The sequence below is a fragment of the Aequorivita sp. H23M31 genome (genome assembly GCF_004022485.1).
Taxonomy (GTDB): domain Bacteria; phylum Bacteroidota; class Bacteroidia; order Flavobacteriales; family Flavobacteriaceae; genus Aequorivita; species Aequorivita ciconiae.
Genome location: NZ_CP034951.1, coordinates 3,105,008 through 3,129,479, shown reverse-complemented (window position 1 = coordinate 3,129,479; position 24,472 = coordinate 3,105,008). Strand labels below are relative to the sequence as shown.

Here is a 24,472-nt window from a genome sequence, read left to right as displayed (position 1 = left end):
TGACTCTAAACGCACTGAAAAGACCTCACAAGTTTTTGAAACCTGTGAGGTCTGGAGGGGTGTCGTGGTTACCCGATTATCACTCTTCTATACAATTTTTACCTTACGAATTGATTTGGATTCTTTAGATTTGGTCTTCACATTTTTTATAATATGATTCAGGTAGTTTGTGCCATTATTCAAAAGGACAATAAAATCCTCATCGCCCAACGCAGCGAAAAAATGAATTTGCCGTTAAAGTGGGAATTTCCGGGAGGCAAATTGGAGGCAGGTGAAAATGAAAAAGAAGCACTCATTAGAGAAATCAAAGAAGAACTGAACATTGAAATTTCTCCTTCACAAAGAATTTCCTCTCATATCCACGATTATGTTACTTTTAAAATAAACTTAATTGCCTATCTCTGTGAATATATTTCAGGAGAGATTCAACTTTTGGAACACAAAGACTTTAGATATATTACGTTTGAAGAACTGAAAAATTATAATTTGGCCGATGCAGATATCCCTGTAATAACAGAATTACAAAGACATTTAAAATGATTGAAGGAATATATGAGCAGCTAATTACAAAGTTAGTGGCATCCAAATTGGACGAACTTGAAACCTCACGATTTTATATTAAGGAATCATCACTTGATAAAGAGGAAGCTGCCCAAGTTTTATCCAAGCATCTAAATTCTTCTATTAACTACGCACTATCCTTAATTAAAGGGGAGCACGCAATTGAAAATCAGATTAAGATAGCCAATAAAATTATTCGAATTCTAAAGGATGCTTTGGAGAATGACGAATTGGAAGGCGATCTCGTAAAAACTGAGGGACGAATTTTAAAAGCGGTGTTCGGAAAAACAGATGCGCACTTTTCCAACTTGGACTTACATTTAAAAGAAATTACACCTTACACTCGCTTAACGCATAGTGAACTTTTTACCGGAGGAAATGTGGGCCTCTCATTGGAGAGCGAATTAAAAAAAGAAATCCTCTCATCTAATCGTGTAGATTTATTGATATCCTTTATTAAATGGAAAGGAGTAATTATACTAGAAAAAGAACTTCGGGAATTTACAGAGCGCGGAGGAAAACTTCGTGTAATTACTACAACCTATATGGGCGCTTCCGATTATAAAGCCATTCAATTACTTTCAAAACTGCCAAACACAGAGGTTAAAATATCCTACAATACGGGAAATGAAAGATTGCACGCTAAGGCTTATTTGTTTTACCGAAATACCGGATTCCATACGGGATATATTGGCTCGTCAAATTTTTCTCGAACAGCTTTAACTGATGGTCTGGAGTGGAACCTTAAAATAACAACCAAAGAGGTGAGTCATATAATAGACAAGTTCCAAAAAACATTTGACGTTTATTGGAGAAACAACGAATTTGAATTATTTAACGACGAAGTACATTCAGGAAAATTAATCAACTCCTTGAAGTCAGGGAAAATGCCACAACAGCAATTTAATAATTTGGCGTTTTTCGATTTAAAGCCCTATCCATACCAAAAAGAAATATTAGAGAAACTGGAGGTAGAAAGGACTGTTCACGACCGACACAAAAATCTTTTGGTTGCTGCAACAGGCACTGGAAAAACAGTTATCTCTGCATTCGACTATAAAAGTTTTATGCAAAAGAACACTTCTGCCAGACTTTTATATGTTGCCCATAAAAAAGAGATTTTGGCACAAGCAAGATCCACGTTTCAGGGAGTTTTAAAAGATAATAATTTTGGGGAGCTCTGGGTAGATGGCCTAGAGCCAGATAAATTTGAATTTGTATTTGCGTCTGTCCAAACCTTAAAAAATCGCATAGACAGCTTATCTCTTTCACCTTCTTATTACGATTTTATTATTGTAGACGAAGTGCACCATATTTCTGCTTCTAGCTATCGACCTATAGTAAATTATTTCAAACCAAAGGTTCTTTTAGGTTTAACCGCCACTCCTGAAAGAATGGATAACGAGAATATTCTTGAAGATTTCTGCCATAGAGTCGCAGCAGAAATAAGATTGCCAGAAGCTCTAAATCGAAAACTGCTATGTCCCTTTCAATATTTCGGAATTTCGGACAGTGTGGATTTATCAAAAGTAAAATGGGAAAATGGGAAATACGTCCCTAGCGAACTTACTAAGTTATATTTATCAAATGACCGTCGTGTTGGTGAGATAATAAATAACGCAGATAAATATTTAAGAGATATCAATGACGTCCGGGCATTAGGATTTTGCGTTACCATTGAACACGCAAAGTATATGGCCGAAAAATTTGTTTTGGCAGGTTTAAAAGCCCATTATTTAACCAGTGAGAATTCCAAAGACAGAGAGCTAATTCGACTTAAGCTAAGAAGTAAGGAAATCAATTATTTGTTTGTAGTGGACATATTTAACGAAGGAGTGGATATTCCTGAAATTGATACCGTTTTATTTTTAAGACCAACCGAGAGCCTAACCGTATTCCTTCAGCAATTAGGAAGAGGTCTTCGACTTGCGGAAGACAAAGAATGTCTTTCAGTATTGGACTTTGTAGCCAACTCAAGACCGGAGTACAATTTTGAAAATAAATTTAGGGCACTAATTGGTAAAACCTCAACACCTGTTCAAATAGAAATTGAAGACAACTTCCCGCATCTACCGTTGGGATGCTCCATAGTTTTGGAAAAGAAAGCAAAGCAGAATATTCTTGAAAATATTATTGCGGCCACTTCAGTTAACCGACGGCAACTGATTCAAAAAATTCAAAATTTCGAGCATCAGACTACATTGCCTTTAACCTTGGCAAATTTCATTTCCTTTAATAATCTTAATTTACAAACGATTTATAAAAGAGGAAGTTGGAAACGGCTACTTCAAATAGCTGGAAAACATAAAGACTTTCCCGAGACCAATGAAAAAGAAATTGTTTCAACAATTTTAAGAAAATGGCTCTCCACAAATTCTACCAGTTATTTTGAATTTATTTTAAAAATGGCCAACCAGGGATTTAACCCCGATTTTTCAAAGTTTAATGAAGAACAACGCATAATGTTACTAATGCTTTATTACGACATTTGGCAAAATGCAGGCAGTTTCGATACTTTGGAAGAAGGAATAAAAGCAATTGGACAAAATAAGTCTCTGGTGGAGGAAATGATAGAAGTCTTGGAAATACTGATCGACGAGATAAGCTTTAAAGAAATAGATATTGTCTTACCTTATAGGCAACCGTTAAAGGTTCATTCCCGCTACACAAGAGATCAAATATTGGTGGCATTTGGACTGAGCACCTTCAACAAAAAGTCTTCTAATCGGGAAGGCGTAGCTGAAAACAAAGAACTCAATACAGAAATTTTGTTTGTTGACTTGATAAAATCAGAGGAAGATTTTTCTCCTACTACAATGTATAACGATTATGCCGTGAATGAAACATTGTTCCATTGGCAATCCCAAAACCAAACCCGAGCAGACCACGGGAAAGGGCTAACTTATATTCATCATCTCCAGTTAGAAAAGAAAATATTATTATTCGTAAGGGAGAAAGCCAAAGATGAATTTGGAAACACAATGGGATATGTTTTCGTAGGAGAAGGTAATATTCAGGACCATTACGGCTCAAAACCTATGAGTATTAATTGGGAGTTAGCTGAACCTCTTCCACAATATTTGTGGAATGCCTCGGCGAAGATGTCGGTGGGGTAAAATGAGTCATAGATTTATTTAAAGTCCAATGAAATATTCCTGATCTAAACCCTTTTTTTCGCTTTCGATTATCCTTACCAAATTCTCAAGGGCAGGTTCATCAACTTTATCTAAATCAAAGTTTTTCCTTTGGTTGTTATAGCGCTGCCGATTGCCGCATTTCCGTATCAGTGTGCGGATATCTGTGGGTATAAAAAATTGGGCTCGCTCAAGAAGGTATATTTGGTATTCATTCAAAAAAATACCGATCCCAGCCATATCAAAATCACCAAAATGAAGATATTTGTTCGGTATCATCTTTAGCCAGGAAATCAAATCCTTATGCTGGCTCTGGGGATATCGTGAAATAAATAATGGTTTAATGTCTGGAAACAGATATCGCTGTTCGTGAAGATGTCGAAAATTTCGGGCATTTTCCACACCGACAATTGTGATATCCTCAGGAATCTGGAAATTCTTATAATCATAAATAAAACCAAAGCTGCCTTCTTGTGGGTGAAATGTATATTTCTCACCGTTTAAAGTACCCTGGATCACCTCAAAAGAATTGATCAGAAAACCTTGAAAAGCTCTTTCTTTTGAGGTTTTGGAATCGGTTGCGACTTTCACAAAGTCAGCTCGGCTGGATGTATTATCTTCCAAAGCAGCAATATACTCTTGCAAATTATGGATCTGCAATTGGTTGGACAGGAAATTTGAAAGTGATTCTTTATCAAGTAAATTTATTGTTTTTCGATGTTTCCCTTTTTGAAGAAGAATATTTTCAGAAATCAATTCATCGACAACTGCACTTCTTGCTGAACTGGCGGGTAAGATTTCACCTTCGGTAAGTCGATAAAGAATCTTGGCGATTTTGGGAGTTAGTTTCATCGATGTAGTACTTTCGTATTCATTTTTATCAATCGATTCACCTTGGTGAGATATCTTTTTGGATTAGATTTAGATTGTTCCTTGGCCAATTTATAAGTGTATTTATAATCCGTCGCGTTTTGACTGGTTGGGGAACCATTGATGAGCAATATGTTTCGCTCATTGGCAAACCTTAGAATTCCCCTTACATTATTGGGGTGCAATCGTCCAATTTCATCCATCATACAATGCAATTTAAAATCTTTGACCTTTCTTGAGGCGCTATCCTTGAATACGTTAAGAAGTAGAATATTTACAATGGCTTTTACCAGTACGTCCGTACCTTCGCTCCCAACATTCGATAATTTTTCAACCCATCCGGAATCATTGTCATTTTCGACGACCCGAAATTGAAGATCAAAAGATTCAGATAAGGTTAAAGTTGTGGTCTTGGCCCTTTCCAATTCTTTGATTAACTGCTTGACCAAATCAATTGCTCTTTGATTTTTTGATGAAGACTCTGATGTGCTGAAAAGATTTACCTGACCCAATTGTAGACTATTGTCATCGTTAAAATCCTTTATGTCAAGGAGAAGGGAAACAATGGGATTGGAGCTCTTTTGGGTGCGTATTTGCATTTCCTTTATGGCTTCCACGAAATTTTTATGCAGAAAATCATCGTTGATTTTTTTGATGGTCTTCTCTATTTCGGCTTCCTTGGAAATTAGTTCGGTAGTCTCTCTTCCTATTTGATTGATAATACCTCCAAATCGCTCGTTCACACGCTTTTGATATTCCTGTATTTTATTGTCCTCGATAAACTCTTTTAAGTTTAAGGCAAAATTGAGGTAATCCTCTTCATTATAATATTGAACCTGAAAATTAAATACGTTGCTTTCGTTAAACTTTCCTGCGAAACCATTGATGGCCCTCTGAAGATCTTGAACATTTTTAATCCCCTTATAGTGCTTATCATTTATTTCAGAAATAAGAACCGATGCTTTTTCTGAGGCATCCCTTTCTTCGTCATCAGAAGATTCCTTTAGGTTTTTTACGAGATAAACATAAGCATCGGATTTCTGAAAATTGTCAAACTCCAAAATATCCTTTTCAAAGAGCTCAAATTCTGCCTCAAGAGCTTTTATATTTGTTACTTGATCCCACAACTTTTTCTCTACCTTAGAAAGTTCCGTTCTATGAGCATCAGTATTTTGAAGCTGTTGTTGCTCCAAAATAGCCTTTTGTGTTTTCCATTCTGGAAGAGAATCGAAAAGTTCTCTTTTATCTTTTTGATATTCTATTACAGTTTTTTCATTTTGCTCTATAAATTGTAGGGAGCTACTAATTGTCGATACCCTTGCTCCAATTTCCTCAAGTCTTTTTCTATCCGCGCCTTTATCCTCCAATTCGTTTAGCTGCTTGTTCTTTAAATCCTTAATTCGAAGATTGGATTGTTCTTTGTGTTCGAGAATGGCAGTGTTCAATTTTGAAATATTTTGATTCTTGAGGCTTTCCAAGTTCTCTATTTTCTTATCCCGTTCGGTTTCTTTTAATGAGATTTTTCGGGAGATGTTCTTTTGAACTGCGGATAGATTATCTGCGGCTTGTGAAAGTTCGTAGGAAATGCCGTCTAACCTATTTTCTATTAAGGTTACTCTATTATTTTTCTCTTCTTTTGATTTCGCAGTCCATTCTTCCAATTCAAGGTTATTTCTCCTTCTTTTTTCCTCATTCTGATCTACCTGATATTCGGAATGGGCGATTGAATCATTTAAATCTTTGAGCTTTCTGGTAAAAGCAATTTTCAATTTAGTCTGTTCCGCTTCTTTTTCTTCCCCAATTCGGGAAATATCTTTTTGGATTTGCTCCAATTCCTTTTTTAAATCCGCTATTTCCTGTTGATATTCCTTTACACTTTTAATTCTGTTCTCCAGGGCTTCCAAATTAATTTGAATGCCAAAAAGGGATTTCTCGTCCCTTTCAAGCTTCTGGGGTTCTAGACGGGAATGGAAAAGCGTAGTGTCATCGATCACCTTGCCAATAGTGTTTTCCCAATATGGAACGTTTTTGTTCAGCCATCCATAGAAGGAATCTTCGCTTTGGCGAATTTTGGCTTCAATTTTTTCTATTGCTTTTTCAACTTCCTTTCCAGTAGCATTTATCTTGTCAGTTTTGTTTTTAAATTTGGAGGAGATTTCATCAATTCCTAGTTCCCATTCCTTTTTAATATTCCTAATTTGGTGCTGGGCATCGGAAATGGAGTGTTTTCCGGCTGATATTTTCGCGAGCAGTTGCTCTCCCCTTTCTTTGCGTTCGGTTATTTCCGCTTCAAAGAATACTTGATATTTTAATTCCGACTTTTGCCTTTCAATGGAATGCTTCTCCTCTTCTATTCTTTTAATCTCCTCTACGGCGGCTGTTTTTTCCGCTTCGGAGTTACTATTTATTTCCTTTATTATATTCTTATAGCTTTCAAATAAATCTCTTTCGACACGTATAAACTCCTGATCCAATAGGTTTATTTCTGATGTTTTAGTATTTAAGTAAGTCTGCTTTTCATTTTCAATCTGTTTGATCAGCGATTCATATTTCGATTTAATATCCGCAAATTTTGAGGTGAGGAGTGTTTTTTCCTCTTCCAAAGATTTCATTTCCTGTAGAAGGGATTTTTTCTCAGCGACTTTGGATATTAAATTTGCTATATCAAGTTTTTGGTATTCCTGTTGTTTTTTTTGAGCTCCGGCAATCTGCTTTTTTAAATAATCGATTTTAGAAATTAATTTCTGCTCGCGACCTTTATGTAAATCCTTTAGCTTTTTAAATTCTTCGTCCAATCTATCTTTTGTTCGTGACTCTTCGGAAATCTTCACCTGGAGCAATGGTTTTTGTTCTTCCACAAACAGCATTCGTGCCAACAGGTTTCGGAATAAAGCAGTTTTTTCTTGATTTAGAAAATTATGGATACGAAACTGATCTATTATTCCATCCGCTTCTTTTCTGATAGGTATTTCGCCTTTTCTGTTTTTTCTGAACCAAATGGAGATATCATTAATCTGGCTTTCAAAATCGCGGAGATGATTTTTGGAATAGTTCTCCAAATCTATGATATACTCCTCTTCGTTCAACGAATTGATAATGGTGTCCTTGATGAACTTGGCTTCTAAATTGGAGTTTAGGAACACATTTTGAATAGTGCGCGGAATATTTTCATACTGCCTGCTTTCAATAATCGCATATTTTCGATATTCAGATTTTAAGGACTTATTATTGCCATAGATTATCTTTCGGAATTCGTCGTAGCTACCAATAATTGGAGTGTAATAAATTGATTTCCCGAAAGCATTACGAATTTGTTCCCAATTTTCAAATGCTCGATTGTGGTCATCGATAAAAAGTTCCTGTTTATACCCTGAATCAAAAAAACGAAATGCCACTTTTCCGTTCACTTTATAACAAAGGACACTAAATGGAACACCGTCTTTCATTACCTCATAAATAATATAAGAATTTTGGTAAGGAAAATAGTAATCATCATATCCTCTTTTTTCTCGCGGGATTCCGAGTCTTGTTTTATTGGCGTTGTAAAAAAACAAAATAGCCCGCAGAAGGGTGCTTTTTCCTACTCCCTGGGTGCCAATCAAGTGCACGTTACCATCAAGCTCAATTTCAGCATAGGCTACCGAGGCACTGTTTATAAAAACAACTTTATTCAGGTATCTCATTTTCTACTTCTTCAGGAATATTAATAGCGGTCACCAATTCTTTTAAATAATTAAATGAGGTAAGTACTTTATAGGTTTCGTTCATCTCATTCTCCAATGCCACAAAATCATCCTTTACCAGCTGTTCGATTACTTTTTTCACTCTTTCAGAATAATTTCTTTTATCGGCACCTATTATTTTCAGGTTATCCAGTTTATTTTTTAGATCCGCATTGTTCTTTAACTGATTAGTTATTTCCGCCGGAGAAAATCGGAAACCAATATCGAATGAGAGGTCAAAGGTTTTTAAAAAGTCTAGTAAATCAATCCAACCAAATGTTTTTTTTAATTTCCGATCCAGATCGGCATTGCTTTCCGAGCGACTGAAATAGAAATATTCGTTTCCGTGCTCCAAATGATAGTTGATGTGGTTGAAATAGCTCTGCAACTCAATAAATGTTTCCTCCTCCTCAAGAATGCCGTATAACATTCTTATCTGGTCATCGGGACTATTGGAGCAGATAAACCGGCCACGGCGGAGTATCTCAAAAATTTCGGAGGTATATTTTGTTTTCATTTTTTTCTATTTCGGATAAACCATAGCATACTCAACTCCCTTAAGGTTTTCGTATTCATTTGTGACTTTTAATTCCCGATCATAAAGTGATATAAGCTGACAATATATTGTTACCCTTTCTTCAAAACTTACTTCCTTATTGAAGTTGTAGTTTTTGATAAAACTGAAGAGATTATCGCCAGTAGCCAAAAAATGATTACGCACCTCTTCGAGATTGATCATTATCTCCTGTTCCACGTTGTTGTCCAGAAAATCAGTAGCTATAGTTTCCGCAAGCTGAGGAATATTTTGGATTCGTGTTTTAAAATTAGTGGCAGCTTTCTTAATAGCTTCGAAAGCTCTTTCGTCATTGATTACAAAATCTATTGACAGATTAAGGGGCTCACTCTGTCTTCGTTCAAAAATGAGGAGATTGTTTTTTGACAGCTGCTCTTCGATATCCGTTTCAGCTTCAATGGTAAAATGAGCTTTGAGATATTTCAACTTGCGGAGCTTCTCCAAAAACAATCCTTGTTGTTTTATTTGGTTCAGGTAGTTGATTATCTGTTTTTCAATTTCTATAAGATTGTGGGAGCATTCATTCAACTGAATTTTCAATTCGGTAATAATCCGTTTCAATTCCTCATCCTGGGAAGTCTTAAAAAAGACTGGCTGATTTTCATTGATAAGTTCAATTGCTTGGCCTTGGAGTTTTCTCACCATAATCCTCTTCTCATCCAGATGCTTTAATTTGAGCTGTTTATTTTTGAAATTTGGTTCATTTTTAAAAGTGTTGTCAACTTTTCGTCTTAGATCAATAACACTTCGGATGGTTACAATTCCAATTTTGCGGAAGGTTCTTTTTATTTCCCGCAGATAAGCGTGTTTTCTGTGCTCGTTATTTTCATTCAGGAAATAAACAATATTTTCCTGAATGGATTTGATGTTTTCATCAATTGATGCGAGATTTATCTCTTCATTTACTTCAAGAACTTGTTCGAAAAACCGCAAGTACAAATCATCAATTTCCAACAAACCCCCATTCTGACGTAAGACACTCTTTTCAATTAGATACTCTATGCGCGCTTCATCATAATCTACCAACTCTCTAGCGTAAGAGAGTTTAAACTCCAGAGATTTTCGTTTCCCGAACATTTCATAAAGAAGTTTGTCCTCGCGTCTAAGTGCCGCTAGCAACTCCTTGATGTCATTGAATGATTGAATATTCATGGTGTTAAATTTAAGAATATTTTGGAAGAAAAAAATTTGAGTGAGCCGTTAAGCAAAACAGAGTTTTCTGGTACTTACAATTCCAACATAATCTCGCTAAATATCTATAACTTTTGGTCAACTAGTTCCAGGCTTCACAAAGGCTGCTGACCTTGGGAAAGAGCCCAATTCCAATTTATTATGTTATAATTTACCGGCATCTATTGATACCAATTAAATCTATTTTTTAAGGTTTCTTCTACATCCGCAGATAGAAATAAACATTAAAAAAACACCTATTCCTCCCCCTCCATCGCAGCGATCAGCTCATCAGTGATTTCAAGGTTGTGGTAAACATTTTGAACGTCCTCATCTTCCTCAAACTTTTCCTCTAGATCCAAAATTTTTTTCGCATTTTCAATAGAGAGTTCAACTGTGGTCAAAGGGATACGGTCTAGCGTGGATTGGATTACTTCAATGCCGAGTTTTTCCAGCGCATCAGACATTTTTCCAAAATCAGTGAAGTCGGCGTAGATGGTTAAAAAACCTTCCTCCAACTCAAACTTTTCGGCCCCGTAATCAATAAGCTCCAGTTCGAGTTCCTCCAGAGGCATGGGTATGTATTTTTCCTCGATGGTAAACACGCTTTTGCGTTCAAACAAAAATTCTACGGAACCGTTTACTCCCAGACTCCCGCCGTTTTTTGAAAAAATGGAACGGATAGAGGCCACTGTTCTGTTGGTATTGTTGGTAGTACATTCCACAAAAAAGGCAATTCCGTTTGGTCCATAGCCTTCAAAGGAAACTTCTTCATAATTATCGGCATCGTCCCCGCTGGCTTTCTTGATGGCGCGCTCTATAGTATCTTTGGGCATGTTGACCCCCTTAGCGTTGACAATAGCATTACGCAAAGCGGGATTCGCATCAGGATCGGCACTGCCCCCTTCCTTTATGGAAACATAAATCTCCTTGATTGCCCGTGTAAATTCCTTTCCACGTTTTTTATCCTGTGCACCTTTTCGGCGCTTGATATTTGCCCATTTGCTATGTCCAGCCACAATCTAAATTTTTTTATTTCCCCAAAGATAAGGATAGATGCACAGCCCGGAAAAGTAAGGGACAAATGCAGTTGTAAAAGTGGAACTCTCAGCCTAGGAGGGATTTAAATAGAAAAATAACCGTGGAGCTTTTGAACTCTTAATAAGATTCAAAAAACAATTCGAAGTTGAGACCTTATGAAGTGGATATCTGGTTATAAAAACCAGGAGATAAGGAACCAAGTCGATCAACAAAAAAACACTCAAACTCTCACCACTCCCCTAAACCCCCTACTTCCATAATACGATTCCGCGCCATTGTGGTAAATAAAAACCTGCCCATAGCGGAAGTCGGCGAAGATGGCACCTCCCAATTTTCGGATACTTGCTGGAGTTTCCAGCCAACTGGAGGTCTTGGTGTCGAAATCACCGAAGCTTTGCAGTTTTCTGTATTGGGTTTCGTTCATTAAGTCAATTCCCATTCGCGAGGCGACATCTTTTACATTGTCGGCGGGTTTGAATTTCTTTCTGAATTCCCAAGCTTTTTTGTCGTAGCAAAGGCTTCTTCTATCTTTCGGACTTTCTTTGGAGAAGTCGCAGAAAGTGAAAGCATCTGCATCCTTATCGTATTCCAATAAATTGGGTTCGCCACCGGTGCGTTCCATTTCATTTAAAGTCCATAGTTTTTCGGGAGATTTTAAAAGTTTTGCTTCTACATTAGACCAATCCAAATTTGGAAATCTTTTAGCGTGGGCATCAAATCGAACTTTTAAAATCTCGAGCAGGGCGTACTGGCTTTCTGTCTTTAATTTTTTCATAAAGGAAGTTTTTAAGAAAGACTGGCTTTTACTTCCCATAAAAATAAATAAAGGAGAAAAATATATCAGTTTTTGCTCTCAAAAATTTAGGTGAAGAATGAAGGGCAATAATTGCAATTTAACCCAGCTGCGCAAAGTCTCCCGACTTTGAGCCCCTCACCATTCTCAGTGGACTTTCCTAAACTTCATTGGAATCTCCCGATGCCATACCAAAACTGCATTAAAACACTACATTCGCCACAGCTTCGCAAAGTCTCCCGACTTTGAGCCCCTCACCATTCTCAATGGACTTTCCTAAACTTCACTGGCATCTCTTGATGCCATACCAAAACTGCATTAATCCATTACGTTCGCCGCAGCTGCGCAAAGTCAACGCAGCTGCGCAAAGTCTCCCGACTTTGAGCCCCTCACCATTCTCAATGGACTTTCCTAAACTTCACTGGCATCTCACGATGCCATAACAAAACTGCATTAAGCCACTACATTCGCCACAGCTGCGCAAAGTCTCCCGACTTTGAGCCTCTCACAATTTTCAATGGAACTTTCCTAAACTTCCCCGGCATCTCACGATGCCATACCAAAACTGCCGTAAGCCACTACATTCACCACAGCTGCGCAAAGTCACCACAGCTGCGCAAAGTCTCCCGACTTTGAGCCCCTCACCATTCTCAGTGGACTTTCCTAAACTTCACCGGCATCTCCCGATGCCATACCAAAACTGCATTAAGCCAATACATTCCACAGCTGCGCAAAGTCTCCTGACTTTGAGCCTCTCACTATTCTCAGTGGACTTTCCTAAACTTCATTGGCATCTCCCGATGCCATACCAAAACTGCATTAAACCACTACATTCGCCACAGCTGCGCAAAGTCTCCCGACTTTGAGCCCCTTACCATTCTCAGTGGACTTTCCTAAACTTCACCGGCATCTCACGATGCCATACCAAAACTGCATTAAACCACTACATTCGCAGATAGTTACCACAGCTGCGCAAAGTCTCCCGACTTTGAGCCTCTCACAATTTTCAATGGAACTTTCCTAAACTTCCCCGGCATCTCACGATGCCATACCAAAACTGCATTAAGCCACAACATTCGCCACAGCTGCGCAAAGTCTCCCGACTTTGAGCCCCTCACGATTCTCAATGGACTTTCCTAAACTTCACTGGCATCTCTTGATGCCATACCAAAACTGCATTAATCCATTACGTTCGCCGCAGCTGCGCAAAGTCAACGCAGCTGCGCAAAGTCTCCCGACTTTGAGCCCCTCACCATTCTCAATGGACTTTCCTAAACTTCACTGGCATCTCACGATGCCATAACAAAACTGCATTAAGCCACTACATTCGCCACAGCTGCGCAAAGTCTCCCGACTTTGAGCCTCTCACCATTCTCAGTGGACTTTCCAAAACTTCATTGGCATCTCCCGATGCCATACCAAAACTGCATTAAGCCAATACATTCCACAGCTGCGCAAAGTCTCCTGACTTTGAGCCTCTCACAATTTCAATGGACTTCCCTAAACTTCCCTGGCATCTCCCGATGCCATCCCAAAACTGCATTAAGCCACTACATTCTCAGCTGCGCAAAGTCTCCCGACTTTGAGCCTCTCACAATTTTCAATGGAACTTTCCTAAACTTCACCGGCATCTCACGATGCCATACCAAAACTGCATTAAGCCACTACATTCGCCACAGCTGCGCAAAGTCTCCCGACTTTGAGCCCCTCACGATTCTCAATGGAACTTTCCTAAACTTCACTGGCATCTCACGATGCCATACCAAAACCGCATTAAGCCACTACATTCGCCACAGCTTCGCAAAGTCTCCCGACTTTGAGCCCCTCACCATTCTCAGTGGACTTTCCTAAACTTCACTGACATCTCACGATGCCATACCAAAACTGCATTGATCCACTACATTCACCACAGCTGCGCAAAGTCTCCCGACTTTGAGCCTCTCACAATTTCAATGGACTTCCGTAAACTTCCCTGGCAACTCCCGATGCCATCCCAAAACTGCATTAAGCCACTACATTCTCAGCTGCGCAAAGTCTCCCGACTTTGAGCCCCTCACTATTCTCAGTGGACTTTCCAAAACTTCATTGGCATCTCCCGATGCCATACCAAAACTGCATTAAGCCCCTACATTCGCCACAGCTGCGCAAAGTCTCCCAACTTTGAGCCCCTCACAATTTTCAATGGAACTTTCCTAAACTTCACCGGCATCTCACGATGCCATACCAAAACTGCATTAAACCACTACATTCGCAGATAGTTATCAAATGATGACGGCTTTAATACATCAACAACAGGATTTGCAGCGATTTCAATATTTGTTAAAACTCCCCGACCTCCCATATAATTGGAAGCACTGGAATAAAGATAATCCGCTGCATTTTCAACAACTCCTGCCCTCACTGGATTGAGATGGATATAGTTTATTTTTGACCATAGAAATTTCTCCGTATAAATTTCCTCGGGGTGATTCCCATATTGCCAAAATTGATATTTCTTATTACGCGAATGGGTTTTTGTGGCTTTTATGAATCTTTCCAACATCCATCCTTTTCGGCTTTCATTGCTAGTCTCGATTTCCCTTAGAATGGTTTTGGCAGTAAATTTTTTAAAATCCCTAATAACATCAGAGAGGTTGTTGTCCTTGGCCTGAATTATTAAATGAATGTGATTGCTCATTATCACATAGGCAAACACTATCAAACCTTTATTCCTTATTGAATAATCTAAGGAATCTATGACATAGTCTTTGTAAATCTTTCGAGTGAATATATCTATCCAGTCCACTACTGTTGCCGTAATGAAATGTGGAGCAGATTGGTCTCTTATGATAAATCCTTCTTTCATAGGATAATAGCTTCGAGTAAATATAATGAAAGAAATGTATGTGCTAGCAAATATAAATCGGGCATGGCATCGAGAGATGCTATGGGAGTTATGGAACTTATAATACAATTTGAAAAGGCTCAAAGTCGAAGACTTTGCGTAGCCGGTTAGCAAATATAAATTGGGATTGGCATCGAGAGATGCCACGGGAGATATGGAACTTATAATACAATTGAAAGGGCTCAAAGTCGCAGACTTTGCGCAGCGGGCTTTGCGCGGCGGGAAATTTATGTATTAGCAAATATAAATTGGGCTTGGCATCGAGAGATGCGAAGGGAGTTATGGAACTTATAATACAAAGTAAAAAGGCTCAAAGTCGCAGACTTTGAACAGCGGGCTTTGCGCAGCGGGGGTTGAAAAGGCTCAAAGTCGCAGACTTTGAGCAGCGGGCTCGCCCAAATATGTAATTTAAAGTTTCACAAACTCCACCCTCCGATTACGCGCCTTGTTTTCTGCAGTGTCATTTTTTGCAACGGGATTTTTCGAGCCAAAACCATTGGCAGTCAAGCGTGCGGACTCAATTCCCATTAGGATCATTTGCGTTTTTACGGCTTCGGCTCGGTCTTGCGACAATTGGATGTTAAGGGCATCCTTACCATCGCTGTCGGTATGGCCAGTGATTTCAAATTTTAAAGCGGGGTTGCTCTGCATCATCTTTACCATTTCGTTTATAGTGCCCATGGATTCTGGTTTGAGGGTGGCTTTGTTTACATCGAATTGGATTCCGTATGCAACAATTTTTCCGTCGCTCATTATTTTGTTATAAGCATCGGCGCCGCCAGCAGCAATCCTAAAATTTTTAATCATCACTGGATGATCGGGATTGGTTACGGCAATATCCAATTTTGCGGGTTTTCCTGTTTCAATTTGGTTTGCCATCCCAATACGATGCTGATCTAAGTAAAGTTTCCCAATATTCTTATTCATGTAGAATGCCACCTTCCTCCAATTGTTCTGGGAAGGATTTACCGCTTCAGCAGGAAAATTTTTGTTTACTGCACCAATCCAATCGTCACTTTTAAAAATCCCGAATTGGTAACTCGCCGTATCATTATCTCCCGAAATACCGGAAAGAACAATTCGAATTGGCGCTGTGGCGTTGCCATAGGCTCCCACACTTTCATCCTCTCCCCTAAAAAACAAAGTGATTTCTGAGGCGTCGGTAGTGGTCTTTAACCCGCCATTAGAAAGAATGTCGAATTCTAAGGTAAATTGTTCCGGCAAATAATTTTTATCTGTCATTTGCGGACTGAAATAGGCTTCGGAACTGGCAGGGATGTACAACACCTTTTCTCCCTTATAAGTTTGAATCTCCAAATTGCCTTCATCCAACAACATTCTGCCGGGAATTTCGGAATCCCGTTCACCGGCCATATCGTAATAATATAACAATTGGTCGCCGGGGACGAAATCATAATTGGCATATGAAATTAAATCTGCGGAACCAACATTTGATTCATCAGGACCAGCTGTTATTAGGCTATCTTCCTTGCTATTATTCTTTTTATTTTTTGTGGTATTTACCTTCTTTTCGGATCCGTCAAGAGCATCTTCCGTGCTCTTTTCCGTTTTGTCGAGAACTTTCCGTTCGGTAGTTTCTTGGACTTTATTCGCGATTTTATTTAAAATCTGAGCTTCAACCCCTGTGCTAATAAATAGGAACAGGAACGGGCCAAGTGCGTATATAAATGTTTTTGTTTTCATAGTAGTAATGCTTTGATTTGACTTTTCTAGGTAAAAGGGAAAGCATAAAAATATACCCAAGAAAATTCCTGTGATTGGAAAAAAGTCCCAACTTAGATCGACGAAGAAATGCCGGAAAAGTATTTTACATTTTGAAGGTTTCTATTGAAGAAATTGCCGGGAGTTTCACCGATTATCGTGGAAAAATCGTTAATAAAATGGGATTGGTCATAATAATTGCCGTGGTAAACCATCTCGGGATAACTAACAGGATGACCACTACTAATTTTCGTCCAAATATTATTAAGTCTAACAATGCGGACAAGCGTTTTGGGACTGACTCCCGTACGTTTTAAGAATTTACGAAGCAGGGTGCTTTTACTGGCGGGACATTCTTGAAAAATCTCCTTTAAGGGCACCTGGGGACCCCTTTCAAGAATTTTGTCATAAAGTATGTCCACCGCATCCAATACATAAGACTGGTCTTGAAAAGAATCAATAAACTTTGAGAAATGGGAAATTCGCGCTTCAGTAGATTCCAAGATGGCCATTTCTTCCCATAGCGGTAGAAACATAGCTGCGGGTAATGCAATACTTCTTTTTAAATGGGGAAACATATCAATCTTGAAGAGTCGGGAAAATACGGTGGCTTTGCAGGTAACCGCGAAAGTATCGATCTGCCCCTTAAACTCCAGATTAAATGCTTGGGGAATAATAGGAGCTACAAAATAAGGGTCCAACTTCACTTTTTCAACATCCGCAAGGAGTGCCGGACTTTTAAAATGAAAAATCAAGGATACATACGGGCGCGGGAAAAATTTATCCTCTATCGCAGCGTCCTGAAACCTATAGGATTCAAATTGATGGACTAACCAATCGATTTGTATAACTTCTTTATGAATTTCGATCTGAATCATGATTTAATGCCCTCATATAAGGAGCTTCACTTCCTTACAACCAATATAAAAAATAATGTCGAATTATTTTCATGCCCAAGTTCAGGATTTAAGTCTATTAAAATGATTTTCTATCTAATAACTGAGGTAACCAAAATTATAAGATTAGGGAATAGAGGGTTTGTGGGAAATGGAGCGAGAGATGCCCAGGAGTTATGAAACTTATAATACAATTTGAAAAACTCAAAGTCTCAGACTTTGCGCAGCGGGTATATGTGTTAGCAAATATAAATCGGGCCTGGCATCGAGAGATGCCACGGGAATTACGGAACTTATAATACCGTTTGAAAGGCCTCAAAGTCGCAGACTTTGCGCAGCGAGGTATATGTGTTAGCAAATATAAATCGGGCTTGGCATCGAGAGATGCCACGGAAATTATGGAACTTATAATACAATTGAAAGGGCTCAAAGTCGCAGACTTTGCGCAGCGAGGGCTCAAAGTCAAAGACTTTGCGCAGCGAGGAGATGCCACGGGAATTACGGAACTTATAATACCGTTTGAAAGGGCTCAAAGTCGCAGACTTTGCGCAGCGAGGTATATGTGTTAGCAAATATAAATCGGGCCTGGCATCGAGAGATGCCACGGGAGTTATGGAACTTACAATACTGTTGGAAAGGGCTCAAAGTCAAAGACTTTGCGCAGCGAGGTATATGTGTTAGCAAATATAAATCGGGCCTGGCATCGAGAGATGCCACGGGAGTTATGGAACTTATAATACCGTTGGAAAGGGCTCAAAGTCAAAGACTTTGCGCAGCGAGGGCTCAAAGTCAAAGACTTTGCGCAGCGAGGAGATGCCACGGGAGTTATGGAACTTATAATACTGTTGGAAAGGGCTCAAAGTCTTAGACTTTGCGCAGCGAGGGGTTTGTGGGAAATGGAGCGAGAGATGCGCAGGAGTTATGAAACTTATATTACAATTTGGAAGGCTCAAAGTCTTAGACTTTGCGCAGCGAAGGTCGCAGACTTTGCGCACGGGACTCAAAGTCAAAATCTTTGCGCAGCGGACAAATATAAATAGGGCTTGGCATCGAAAGATGCCACGGAAATTATGGAACTTATAATACAATGTAAAAAGGCTCAAAGTCGGAGACTTTGCGCTGCGTGCGTGCAGCTAAAGGTGATTTCGGATTTTGTTTAAATCGATTCTGGTTATTAGATGGCCGGCGACGGTGGCGGTTTTGGAAAGGGTGGTGCCTGCCCATTTTAACTGTTCTTCGGGATTGGACTTTACTTCATCGATGATTTTAAAGATAGAATGGATCACCTCTGCAGAATCTTCAACTAGTTCATTTGGGTGGTTTAATCTTTCCAAAATTGCTTTTCCTACATCTGTTCCTCCCTGTTTTATGGATTTCAAAATAAACGGAAGGGTCAAGGCTTTATAGGAAGGATAGGTGCCCTCAAAAATACCCGCTATAATATCTGCATATTCCTTGTCGTGCTTGGCCCGGGAAATGAGGATGGTCAAGATCTGCATCCAAACTTTGGTCAGGGTTTTATTTTTAGGGAAGTACACCAAAAGGTTTGAAAGGGCAAAGTCAAAACCGACTTCCCTGTTCACTCTTTTAACATAGGAGTTTAAACTGAATTCGGAAAATTCATCTTGGGCCAAACATTTTTCTATGGCCTCTGCAGCCCAACTGGAACTCAACAGAGCATATTGAATGCCATCTCCGCTTAACGGATTTATAAACCCGGCCGCCTCTCCTACCAATAAAACCCTATCGGCACAGAGTTTTTGGGATTTATTATAAAAAGTGATGGGCCATCCGTCCATTTTTGCTTCCAAAGTGCCCGTGCCAATTCGCTTTTGGATTTCCGGATGGTTGGCAATATGGTTCTGGAGCAGATTTTTAATGTGGTCCGGCTTCTTGGGAAAGGTTTTTGAAACCATGGCCATTCCTATATTCGCATCGCTTTTTCCCTTTGGAAACATCCAAAAAATACCGGGAAAACCTTCTTCACTAAAATAAATATCCACCCGATCGGTGGGACCGTTCACATTATTATAATAGGCCCGAAGTCCCAATAACTGGTAATCATCGGAAGGTTTGCTTCCTCTAAGTTGTCTGGCAATCGTGGAACGGCTGCCATCGGCACCAACTACCATTCTGGCTTTTATCGTACTTTGGCCACGCACAGTTTTTACGGTAACAACTGCTGCAGTGGGAGAAATGCTATATTTTAGGACACGGCTGTTTTCCATAAAAGTGGCCCCGGCATTTTTGGCTGCCCCATAGATCATATTATCCAGTTCAATGCGCGGGATGATACGGGCGTGAAATTTCAAGTGTTCGGGTTTGGACAGATTGATATATACTTCATCGTCTTTTAGGAACAAACCTACTTTTTTTATCTCATTCGCCTTTGCAAATACATTGGTTCGGGTAATTCCCATTTTATCCAATTCAGATAAGGCAATGGGACTTACCCCATCTCCACAGACCTTATCGCGGGGAAATTTTTCGGCCTCAGCAACAATAACCTTGGTTCCATTTTTTGCCAAATGAAATGCCAAAGCACTGCCAGATGGTCCGCCACCGACAATAAGCACGTCGCAATCGTATTCTATTTTTTGTTTTACGATGAGCATTAATATTCTCGATTAATCATATAAAGAATTATGCTTTCAATTAAGGTTTTATCTTCAGAATCGGGCAAATGGGAAAACAGGGTATAAAATTCCTTAAGAGCCGCTCCGGCCAAATATTGTGCGGTATGCTTGGCATAGCCGATGGACTCATATTTGTGCATAAGCTGCAGGATTTCCATAGCTTCAGTTTGGGTCCTTTCCCTGATGGATACCGAAAGAAACTTTGAGATTTTACCAAGTTCCTTTTTATTACAGTTTTCCATTAAATGGATGAGCATCAAGGTGCGTTTTCCCTCAAGGATGTCGCCCCCGATCTCCTTTCCGTATTTCTCCTCTTCGGCAATAAGATTTAGCACATCATCCTGGATTTGGAAGGAAGTTCCCATAAAATATCCCAAACGGTCAAATTTATCCGGATTTATCCGTCCCTTGGTTCCAATGATGGCTCCTATGCGGATGGGATGCATGCAGGTGTACCAACAGGTTTTTTTCAGAATCATCCGCAAATAATCCGCTTCCTTTAAATTGGAGGTATTATTCTTTCGCCATCCCAATTCCATGGCCTGGCCTTCCACAGATTCCGTAACCATATGCTGTACCTCGAGGAAAATCTGCATCGCAAGCTTATCGCCGAGCGTTTTTCGATTGCTGAACAGTGGATACAGTCCGAGTACCTGCATTGCATCGCCAACATTTACCGCAATGGCATTATTGGTGCTTTGGTGAAGGGTAGGTTTGTTTCTTCTGAAAAAACTTTCATCCTCCACATCATCATGAATAAGAAAGGCATTGTGGAGAAGTTCCAAACAAATTGCAGAATTGGCCGCTCCTTCCAATTTTCCGCCAAATGCTTTACATGTTGCGATGCAGAGTCCGGGCCTAAAGCCTTTTCCCCCTCGGTTAGGATATTCGGCTACCAGATTATATAGATAGGCCCGCGGTTCCTTATCGGGAATAAACTGTTTTATTCCCCTTAATGTTTCGGCACCATAGGAAGCCAGCATCGTATTCATTAAACCTCTATCCATCCTTATTGGCTTACTTCAATATTGAGAACCACTTTTACGGTGGTATTATCCTTATCCGTAATCAGGGCATTGTACATACCGGGTTCGGCATTTTTTGGTAAGGTGATCTGTACTTTTACCTGCTGTTCTTCTTTTGGCTTTAAAACAAGATTGGAAGGGGAAACCTTTATGGCCGTAGCACTTATGGTTTTTCCATTTGGACCGAAGAGAGCGGTTTTTTGAAAACTTATTTTCGTTGCATCAGCGGTATCTTCCATCAGTGAAAAGGTGAAAACCTCTGTTTCTCCAGGATGTAGCGGCCGGTCTGATTCAATCAGGGACAGAACGGGACTTTTTTTTGAATCAGTGGCCGCGGATTTTCCAGATTCGGATTTGTTTTCCTTATCGGAAAATTTGTTCAGCTGTTTTGTAAGCGCGGTAAGGGCATCGAGAAAAAGATCTACCGCTTCGTGGGTATCTCTTCTTATTCGGTTCATCAGATCATCGGGATCATCGCGAATTTCGTCAACGTCAAGAACTTTCTTTTCAATTTTCTTGGCAGCAAGGATCCCTGCAGCTATTTCTTCTTCAAGAACATTTACGGCGGAATTGATTACTTTTTGAGCACTGGAAAGTATATCGTCCTTTTTGATTTCATTGAAAATATCGTCGGCAAATTTTCGGCCCCGATTACTGCTGTTTTGGTCTTTTTTCATCTTGGCGGCCATTTCCAGGTTTTTTTATGGGTCTTGATCTTGAAGGTTTTTCTGAATCATTCTCCGACCGTTCAACAATGCTAAGCCTTATAAGAAAGTAACTGGACTCAAAACCCAAAACTTGCACTTTACTTTGGTAGGTACCCAAGGGAATATTAGCATCTAGGGAAATATTAATAGCTACGGTTTGTGACACACCGGGAGCCAAATGAAAGGATTGGGGTCTAAAAACGGTAGGGAAATTGTAGATGCTTTCGTTGTTATTGACATCTACGTATTCCGAATTCACCAGTTGACAGGAGGCTTCCTCTTTTTTTACATTATCCAGAATAAATTGCAGGCTCACATTTTCCCCAGCAAGGGAAATAGCAGAAAGAATAAAGGAAGGTTCATCGGAAGGAGGATTTTCTTCGGGAAATTCGGCTTCAACATCTGGAATCAAGGCTTTTTTGGTGAGGGCGAAACCGAGGTCCATCATATTTTTATAATGATCGAGATTCATTTTGGTAAAAGAAGTCAGTGCCCCCATCATCAGCTCGGGCTGGAAGAGCTTCAGATTTTTTAGCTCGCGTCCCGATGAGCCAAAGGTTTTGGCCAATTCTGCGCTCTGCTTTAAATAATGCTTGTTGATCTCAACAGATTTACGGAAAATACTTTCTACATCTTTTGAGAAATCATCCTTCTCCTTCTTCATCATTAGTGTTTTGGTTGGAAGCTTCGTTGTTTACAAGGGTTGCATTTCGTTCCCTTTTTGGCGGTTCACAATAAAAATGCGATTGCCAATCCTGCCACTTTAATTTGAATTTTTTTTCGTCATAAGGAGTGACCTCGGTAAAATTGTTGTCGTTTACATGAAGGGTGAAACATATATTTTGATTTATTTCCCTCTCCCTTAATACCACTTCCGTTTCATAGATACTGCCATTAGGGAAATTAGCAAGGTCCAAAGTCATCAAAATACGCTCGCTCCTTCCCGGCTCGAGCTGGATTTGGGTTTTATTCAGTTGAGGTTGAGCGGGAGCAGCATTGCCGTCTACATCTTTTAATTCGCGAATGCCCACACGATATGTTTTTTGGGAATTACAATTATTGGTAACCACAATGGGCACGATAATACGCTCTCCGGCCATTGCCTGTTTATTGATAGTAGCAATGCAGTGCGGCGGACAAATTTCTTCAGGTGGACAACATTTGCTTTTTTTTCCCGCCCCAAGAATATTCAATACGGGAAGACCACTTTCAGAAAAAGTTTTGTTGAGATTTGATAAATTTTCGGTCATATTTTCCACTAAAGGCTGCATAGCTTCCAAGGAAATATTTGCCATCTTCTGAAAATTATCTGTCAACATTTGAGGGAGTGAAGTATCACTTTGAACTTTTCTCATATCTTACTTTTTGATTTGAATCGCGATGGGATTTTATTACGACGGAAATTTCCTTATCCCAAAACCTGAAATTGCCATCATAGTCTCGTCTTGCATCGGCGTTTTGGGGAACGGTAAAATTCACGTGAAGCAGAAGCGAGTCGCCGGGTTCAACAATTTGATCCCGCTCATCTATGGAAATTGAAACCCAGTTGGTAAGGTTTTCCTTGAGATTTCGGGTAACCTCGTCCAATGTGGACATTAAATCATCTTTATCCCTTTCTCTAAACCCCTTTCCAAAAGCACGGCACAACAGATCCATATCCAACAGGGCCGCGTGCTTTAATTCGGGCACCTGAAAGGGCATATTGCCTTTGTTGGTAAGCGTGATGACGGCAATATGAGTGGTGCCGGGGGTAGTATCCTGAAAGGTAAAATACTGGGGAAATACCTCAATCTCTATAGCGGGCTGCACTATCATCTTTACCTTGTGCATATTCTCGCCCAAGCTGATGTAATTTTCATAAACGCCCGGCGGGGTATGCGCAGGCAATTGATGAAACACGGTTTCCGATTTCTGTTCTCCGGGACGGAGTCTGAAGGAAAAATGAAGGAAATCCTTGGTGCCATCCTTAAGGTGTTCCTGATTTTCATCTACAAGGGCCAGGGTTTTGACCCGAAGAGGATCTTCTTCGAGGTTTACAAATTGGATATTTCCCTGTAAATTGTTCGGTGGACCATTGAGAACGATTTCCTTCTCCTTAATCCCGATTTTTTCCTGATGCGAATGGGACGTTACTGTTTTCATGGGTTTCGTTTAGATGGTTCTAGTTCATCCGTGTGTTCCTCCGGTAGGGTCTTGACCTTGGGGTTCTGGAAATGGCCTGGTATCCGGTGCGCAACAATCGTCCTCGCACCGTTCGGCAGCTGTTGGAATATAGGGCTCGGTAATAATCTGCCCTTCCCCTCCCACACATACATTCAAAACCTCGACGCCAAGCATTTTTACACAGATATTGGAGTAATTGGGAATCCGGACCCGCACTTTCATCATATCCTTGATGTCATTCAAAGTAAACCGGGGAAGGTTCAAGATTTCGATTTTGCTATCCGTACTGACAGGTTCATTAGGATCTCCCTTAAGTTTTAGCACATTATCGGTTTCCAGCCTACCGCTTACGATTGTATTGATGCTACCGCCGTGGGTGGCAGCAAAGGCGCCGGATAAACGGGTGTCGAGTCCACCGTCAATGGTTGAGTCCACATCAAAAATACCGGTTGGTTTTAGCTCATTCTTAAATGGCTGAGGAATGGATGGCATACTCATAACGAAAGTTTTTAACTTCCTCAAATTTAGGAGTATGAAAGAATATAACATCAACCGTTTTAGTTAAAATCTTGTG

General features: G+C 39.8%; 20 protein-coding genes. 4 read left to right on the top strand and 16 right to left on the bottom strand.

The window, feature by feature from the left end; translation table 11 throughout:
* Window positions 1-153: 153 nt before the first annotated feature.
* Entirely contained in the window at window positions 154-540 is a 387-nt protein-coding gene (locus EI546_RS13695) for a (deoxy)nucleoside triphosphate pyrophosphohydrolase (RefSeq protein WP_128251072.1), read from the top strand.
* Entirely contained in the window at window positions 537-3,677 is a 3,141-nt protein-coding gene (locus tag EI546_RS13690) for a DUF3427 domain-containing protein (protein ID WP_128251071.1), read from the top strand. The genes EI546_RS13695 and EI546_RS13690 overlap by 4 nt, the downstream gene beginning before the upstream one ends.
* An 18-nt stretch (window positions 3,678-3,695) precedes the next feature.
* Here the strand turns inward: EI546_RS13690 and EI546_RS13685 are convergent, their stop codons facing one another.
* The 6 genes from EI546_RS13685 to EI546_RS13660 all read right to left on the bottom strand — a co-directional run bounded on the left by EI546_RS13685 (window position 3,696) and on the right by EI546_RS13660 (window position 11,847).
* The gene (locus EI546_RS13685; RefSeq protein ID WP_128251070.1) at window positions 3,696-4,547 is read right to left on the bottom strand and encodes a DUF7281 domain-containing protein; all 852 of its coding nucleotides are present in this window, start codon (window positions 4,545-4,547) and stop codon (window positions 3,696-3,698) included.
* Window positions 4,544-8,248 carry an ATP-binding protein gene (locus EI546_RS13680; RefSeq protein WP_128251069.1) on the bottom strand — a complete coding sequence of 1,235 codons (3,705 nt, stop codon included), beginning with the start codon at window positions 8,246-8,248 and terminating at the stop codon, window positions 4,544-4,546. The genes EI546_RS13685 and EI546_RS13680 overlap by 4 nt, the downstream gene beginning before the upstream one ends.
* Window positions 8,232-8,804, bottom strand: coding sequence for a condensin complex protein MksE (locus tag EI546_RS13675; RefSeq protein WP_128251068.1), 573 nt, complete (start codon window positions 8,802-8,804; stop codon window positions 8,232-8,234). The genes EI546_RS13680 and EI546_RS13675 overlap by 17 nt, the downstream gene beginning before the upstream one ends.
* 6 nt (window positions 8,805-8,810) lie before the next feature.
* Complete coding sequence (locus tag EI546_RS13670; protein ID WP_240673117.1) at window positions 8,811-10,013, bottom strand: hypothetical protein; 1,203 nt, start codon at window positions 10,011-10,013, stop codon at window positions 8,811-8,813.
* Between the two features lie 275 nt (window positions 10,014-10,288).
* A complete protein-coding gene (locus EI546_RS13665; RefSeq protein WP_128251067.1) occupies window positions 10,289-11,050 on the bottom strand; it encodes a YebC/PmpR family DNA-binding transcriptional regulator in 762 nt (253 codons plus the stop codon).
* A gap of 242 nt (window positions 11,051-11,292) precedes the next feature.
* Window positions 11,293-11,847 carry a DUF4256 domain-containing protein gene (locus EI546_RS13660; RefSeq protein WP_128251066.1) on the bottom strand — a complete coding sequence of 185 codons (555 nt, stop codon included), beginning with the start codon at window positions 11,845-11,847 and terminating at the stop codon, window positions 11,293-11,295.
* Window positions 11,848-13,797: 1,950 nt separating this feature from the next.
* Between EI546_RS13660 and EI546_RS16275 the strand changes: the two genes are divergently transcribed.
* On the top strand, window positions 13,798-13,986 hold the full coding sequence (locus EI546_RS16275; RefSeq protein WP_164905244.1) for a hypothetical protein: 189 nt from the start codon (window positions 13,798-13,800) through the stop codon (window positions 13,984-13,986).
* Window positions 13,987-14,107: 121 nt separating this feature from the next.
* On the opposite strand, the gene EI546_RS13655 is transcribed toward EI546_RS16275, so the two are convergent.
* The 3 genes from EI546_RS13655 to EI546_RS13645 all read right to left on the bottom strand — a co-directional run bounded on the left by EI546_RS13655 (window position 14,108) and on the right by EI546_RS13645 (window position 17,349).
* Window positions 14,108-14,710 (bottom strand): REP-associated tyrosine transposase, encoded by a 603-nt coding sequence (locus tag EI546_RS13655; protein WP_128251065.1) that lies wholly within the window; start codon window positions 14,708-14,710, stop codon window positions 14,108-14,110.
* 447 nt (window positions 14,711-15,157) lie between these two features.
* The gene (locus EI546_RS13650; RefSeq protein WP_128251064.1) at window positions 15,158-16,453 is read right to left on the bottom strand and encodes an OmpA family protein; all 1,296 of its coding nucleotides are present in this window, start codon (window positions 16,451-16,453) and stop codon (window positions 15,158-15,160) included.
* Window positions 16,454-16,545: 92 nt separating this feature from the next.
* Entirely contained in the window at window positions 16,546-17,349 is an 804-nt protein-coding gene (locus EI546_RS13645; RefSeq protein ID WP_128251063.1) for a helix-turn-helix domain-containing protein, read from the bottom strand.
* Between the two features lie 323 nt (window positions 17,350-17,672).
* Between EI546_RS13645 and EI546_RS13640 the strand changes: the two genes are divergently transcribed.
* Window positions 17,673-17,936, top strand: coding sequence for a hypothetical protein (locus EI546_RS13640; protein ID WP_128251062.1), 264 nt, complete (start codon window positions 17,673-17,675; stop codon window positions 17,934-17,936).
* A 564-nt stretch (window positions 17,937-18,500) separates the two neighbouring features.
* Here EI546_RS13640 and EI546_RS13635 read toward each other — a convergent pair.
* The 7 genes from EI546_RS13635 to EI546_RS13605 are packed head-to-tail and all read right to left on the bottom strand — an operon-like array spanning window position 18,501 to window position 24,396.
* Window positions 18,501-19,982: a geranylgeranyl reductase family protein gene (locus EI546_RS13635; RefSeq protein ID WP_128251061.1), complete on the bottom strand. Its 1,482-nt coding sequence runs from the start codon at window positions 19,980-19,982 to the stop codon at window positions 18,501-18,503.
* Window positions 19,982-21,010, bottom strand: coding sequence for a polyprenyl synthetase family protein (locus tag EI546_RS13630; RefSeq protein ID WP_128251060.1), 1,029 nt, complete (start codon window positions 21,008-21,010; stop codon window positions 19,982-19,984). Before EI546_RS13630 ends, EI546_RS13635 begins: the two co-directional genes overlap by 1 nt.
* Window positions 21,011-21,012: 2 nt before the next feature.
* On the bottom strand, window positions 21,013-21,705 hold the full coding sequence (locus EI546_RS13625; RefSeq protein ID WP_128251059.1) for a COG1470 family protein: 693 nt from the start codon (window positions 21,703-21,705) through the stop codon (window positions 21,013-21,015).
* The gene (locus EI546_RS13620; protein ID WP_128251058.1) at window positions 21,680-22,402 is read right to left on the bottom strand and encodes a COG1361 family protein; all 723 of its coding nucleotides are present in this window, start codon (window positions 22,400-22,402) and stop codon (window positions 21,680-21,682) included. Before EI546_RS13620 ends, EI546_RS13625 begins: the two co-directional genes overlap by 26 nt.
* Window positions 22,380-23,090 carry a hypothetical protein gene (locus tag EI546_RS13615; protein ID WP_128251057.1) on the bottom strand — a complete coding sequence of 237 codons (711 nt, stop codon included), beginning with the start codon at window positions 23,088-23,090 and terminating at the stop codon, window positions 22,380-22,382. Before EI546_RS13615 ends, EI546_RS13620 begins: the two co-directional genes overlap by 23 nt.
* Entirely contained in the window at window positions 23,071-23,877 is an 807-nt protein-coding gene (locus tag EI546_RS13610) for a hypothetical protein (protein ID WP_128251056.1), read from the bottom strand. The genes EI546_RS13615 and EI546_RS13610 overlap by 20 nt, the downstream gene beginning before the upstream one ends.
* A 24-nt stretch (window positions 23,878-23,901) precedes the next feature.
* Window positions 23,902-24,396, bottom strand: a complete 495-nt coding sequence (locus tag EI546_RS13605; protein ID WP_128251055.1) for a hypothetical protein — start codon at window positions 24,394-24,396, stop codon at window positions 23,902-23,904.
* Window positions 24,397-24,472 lie beyond the last annotated feature (76 nt).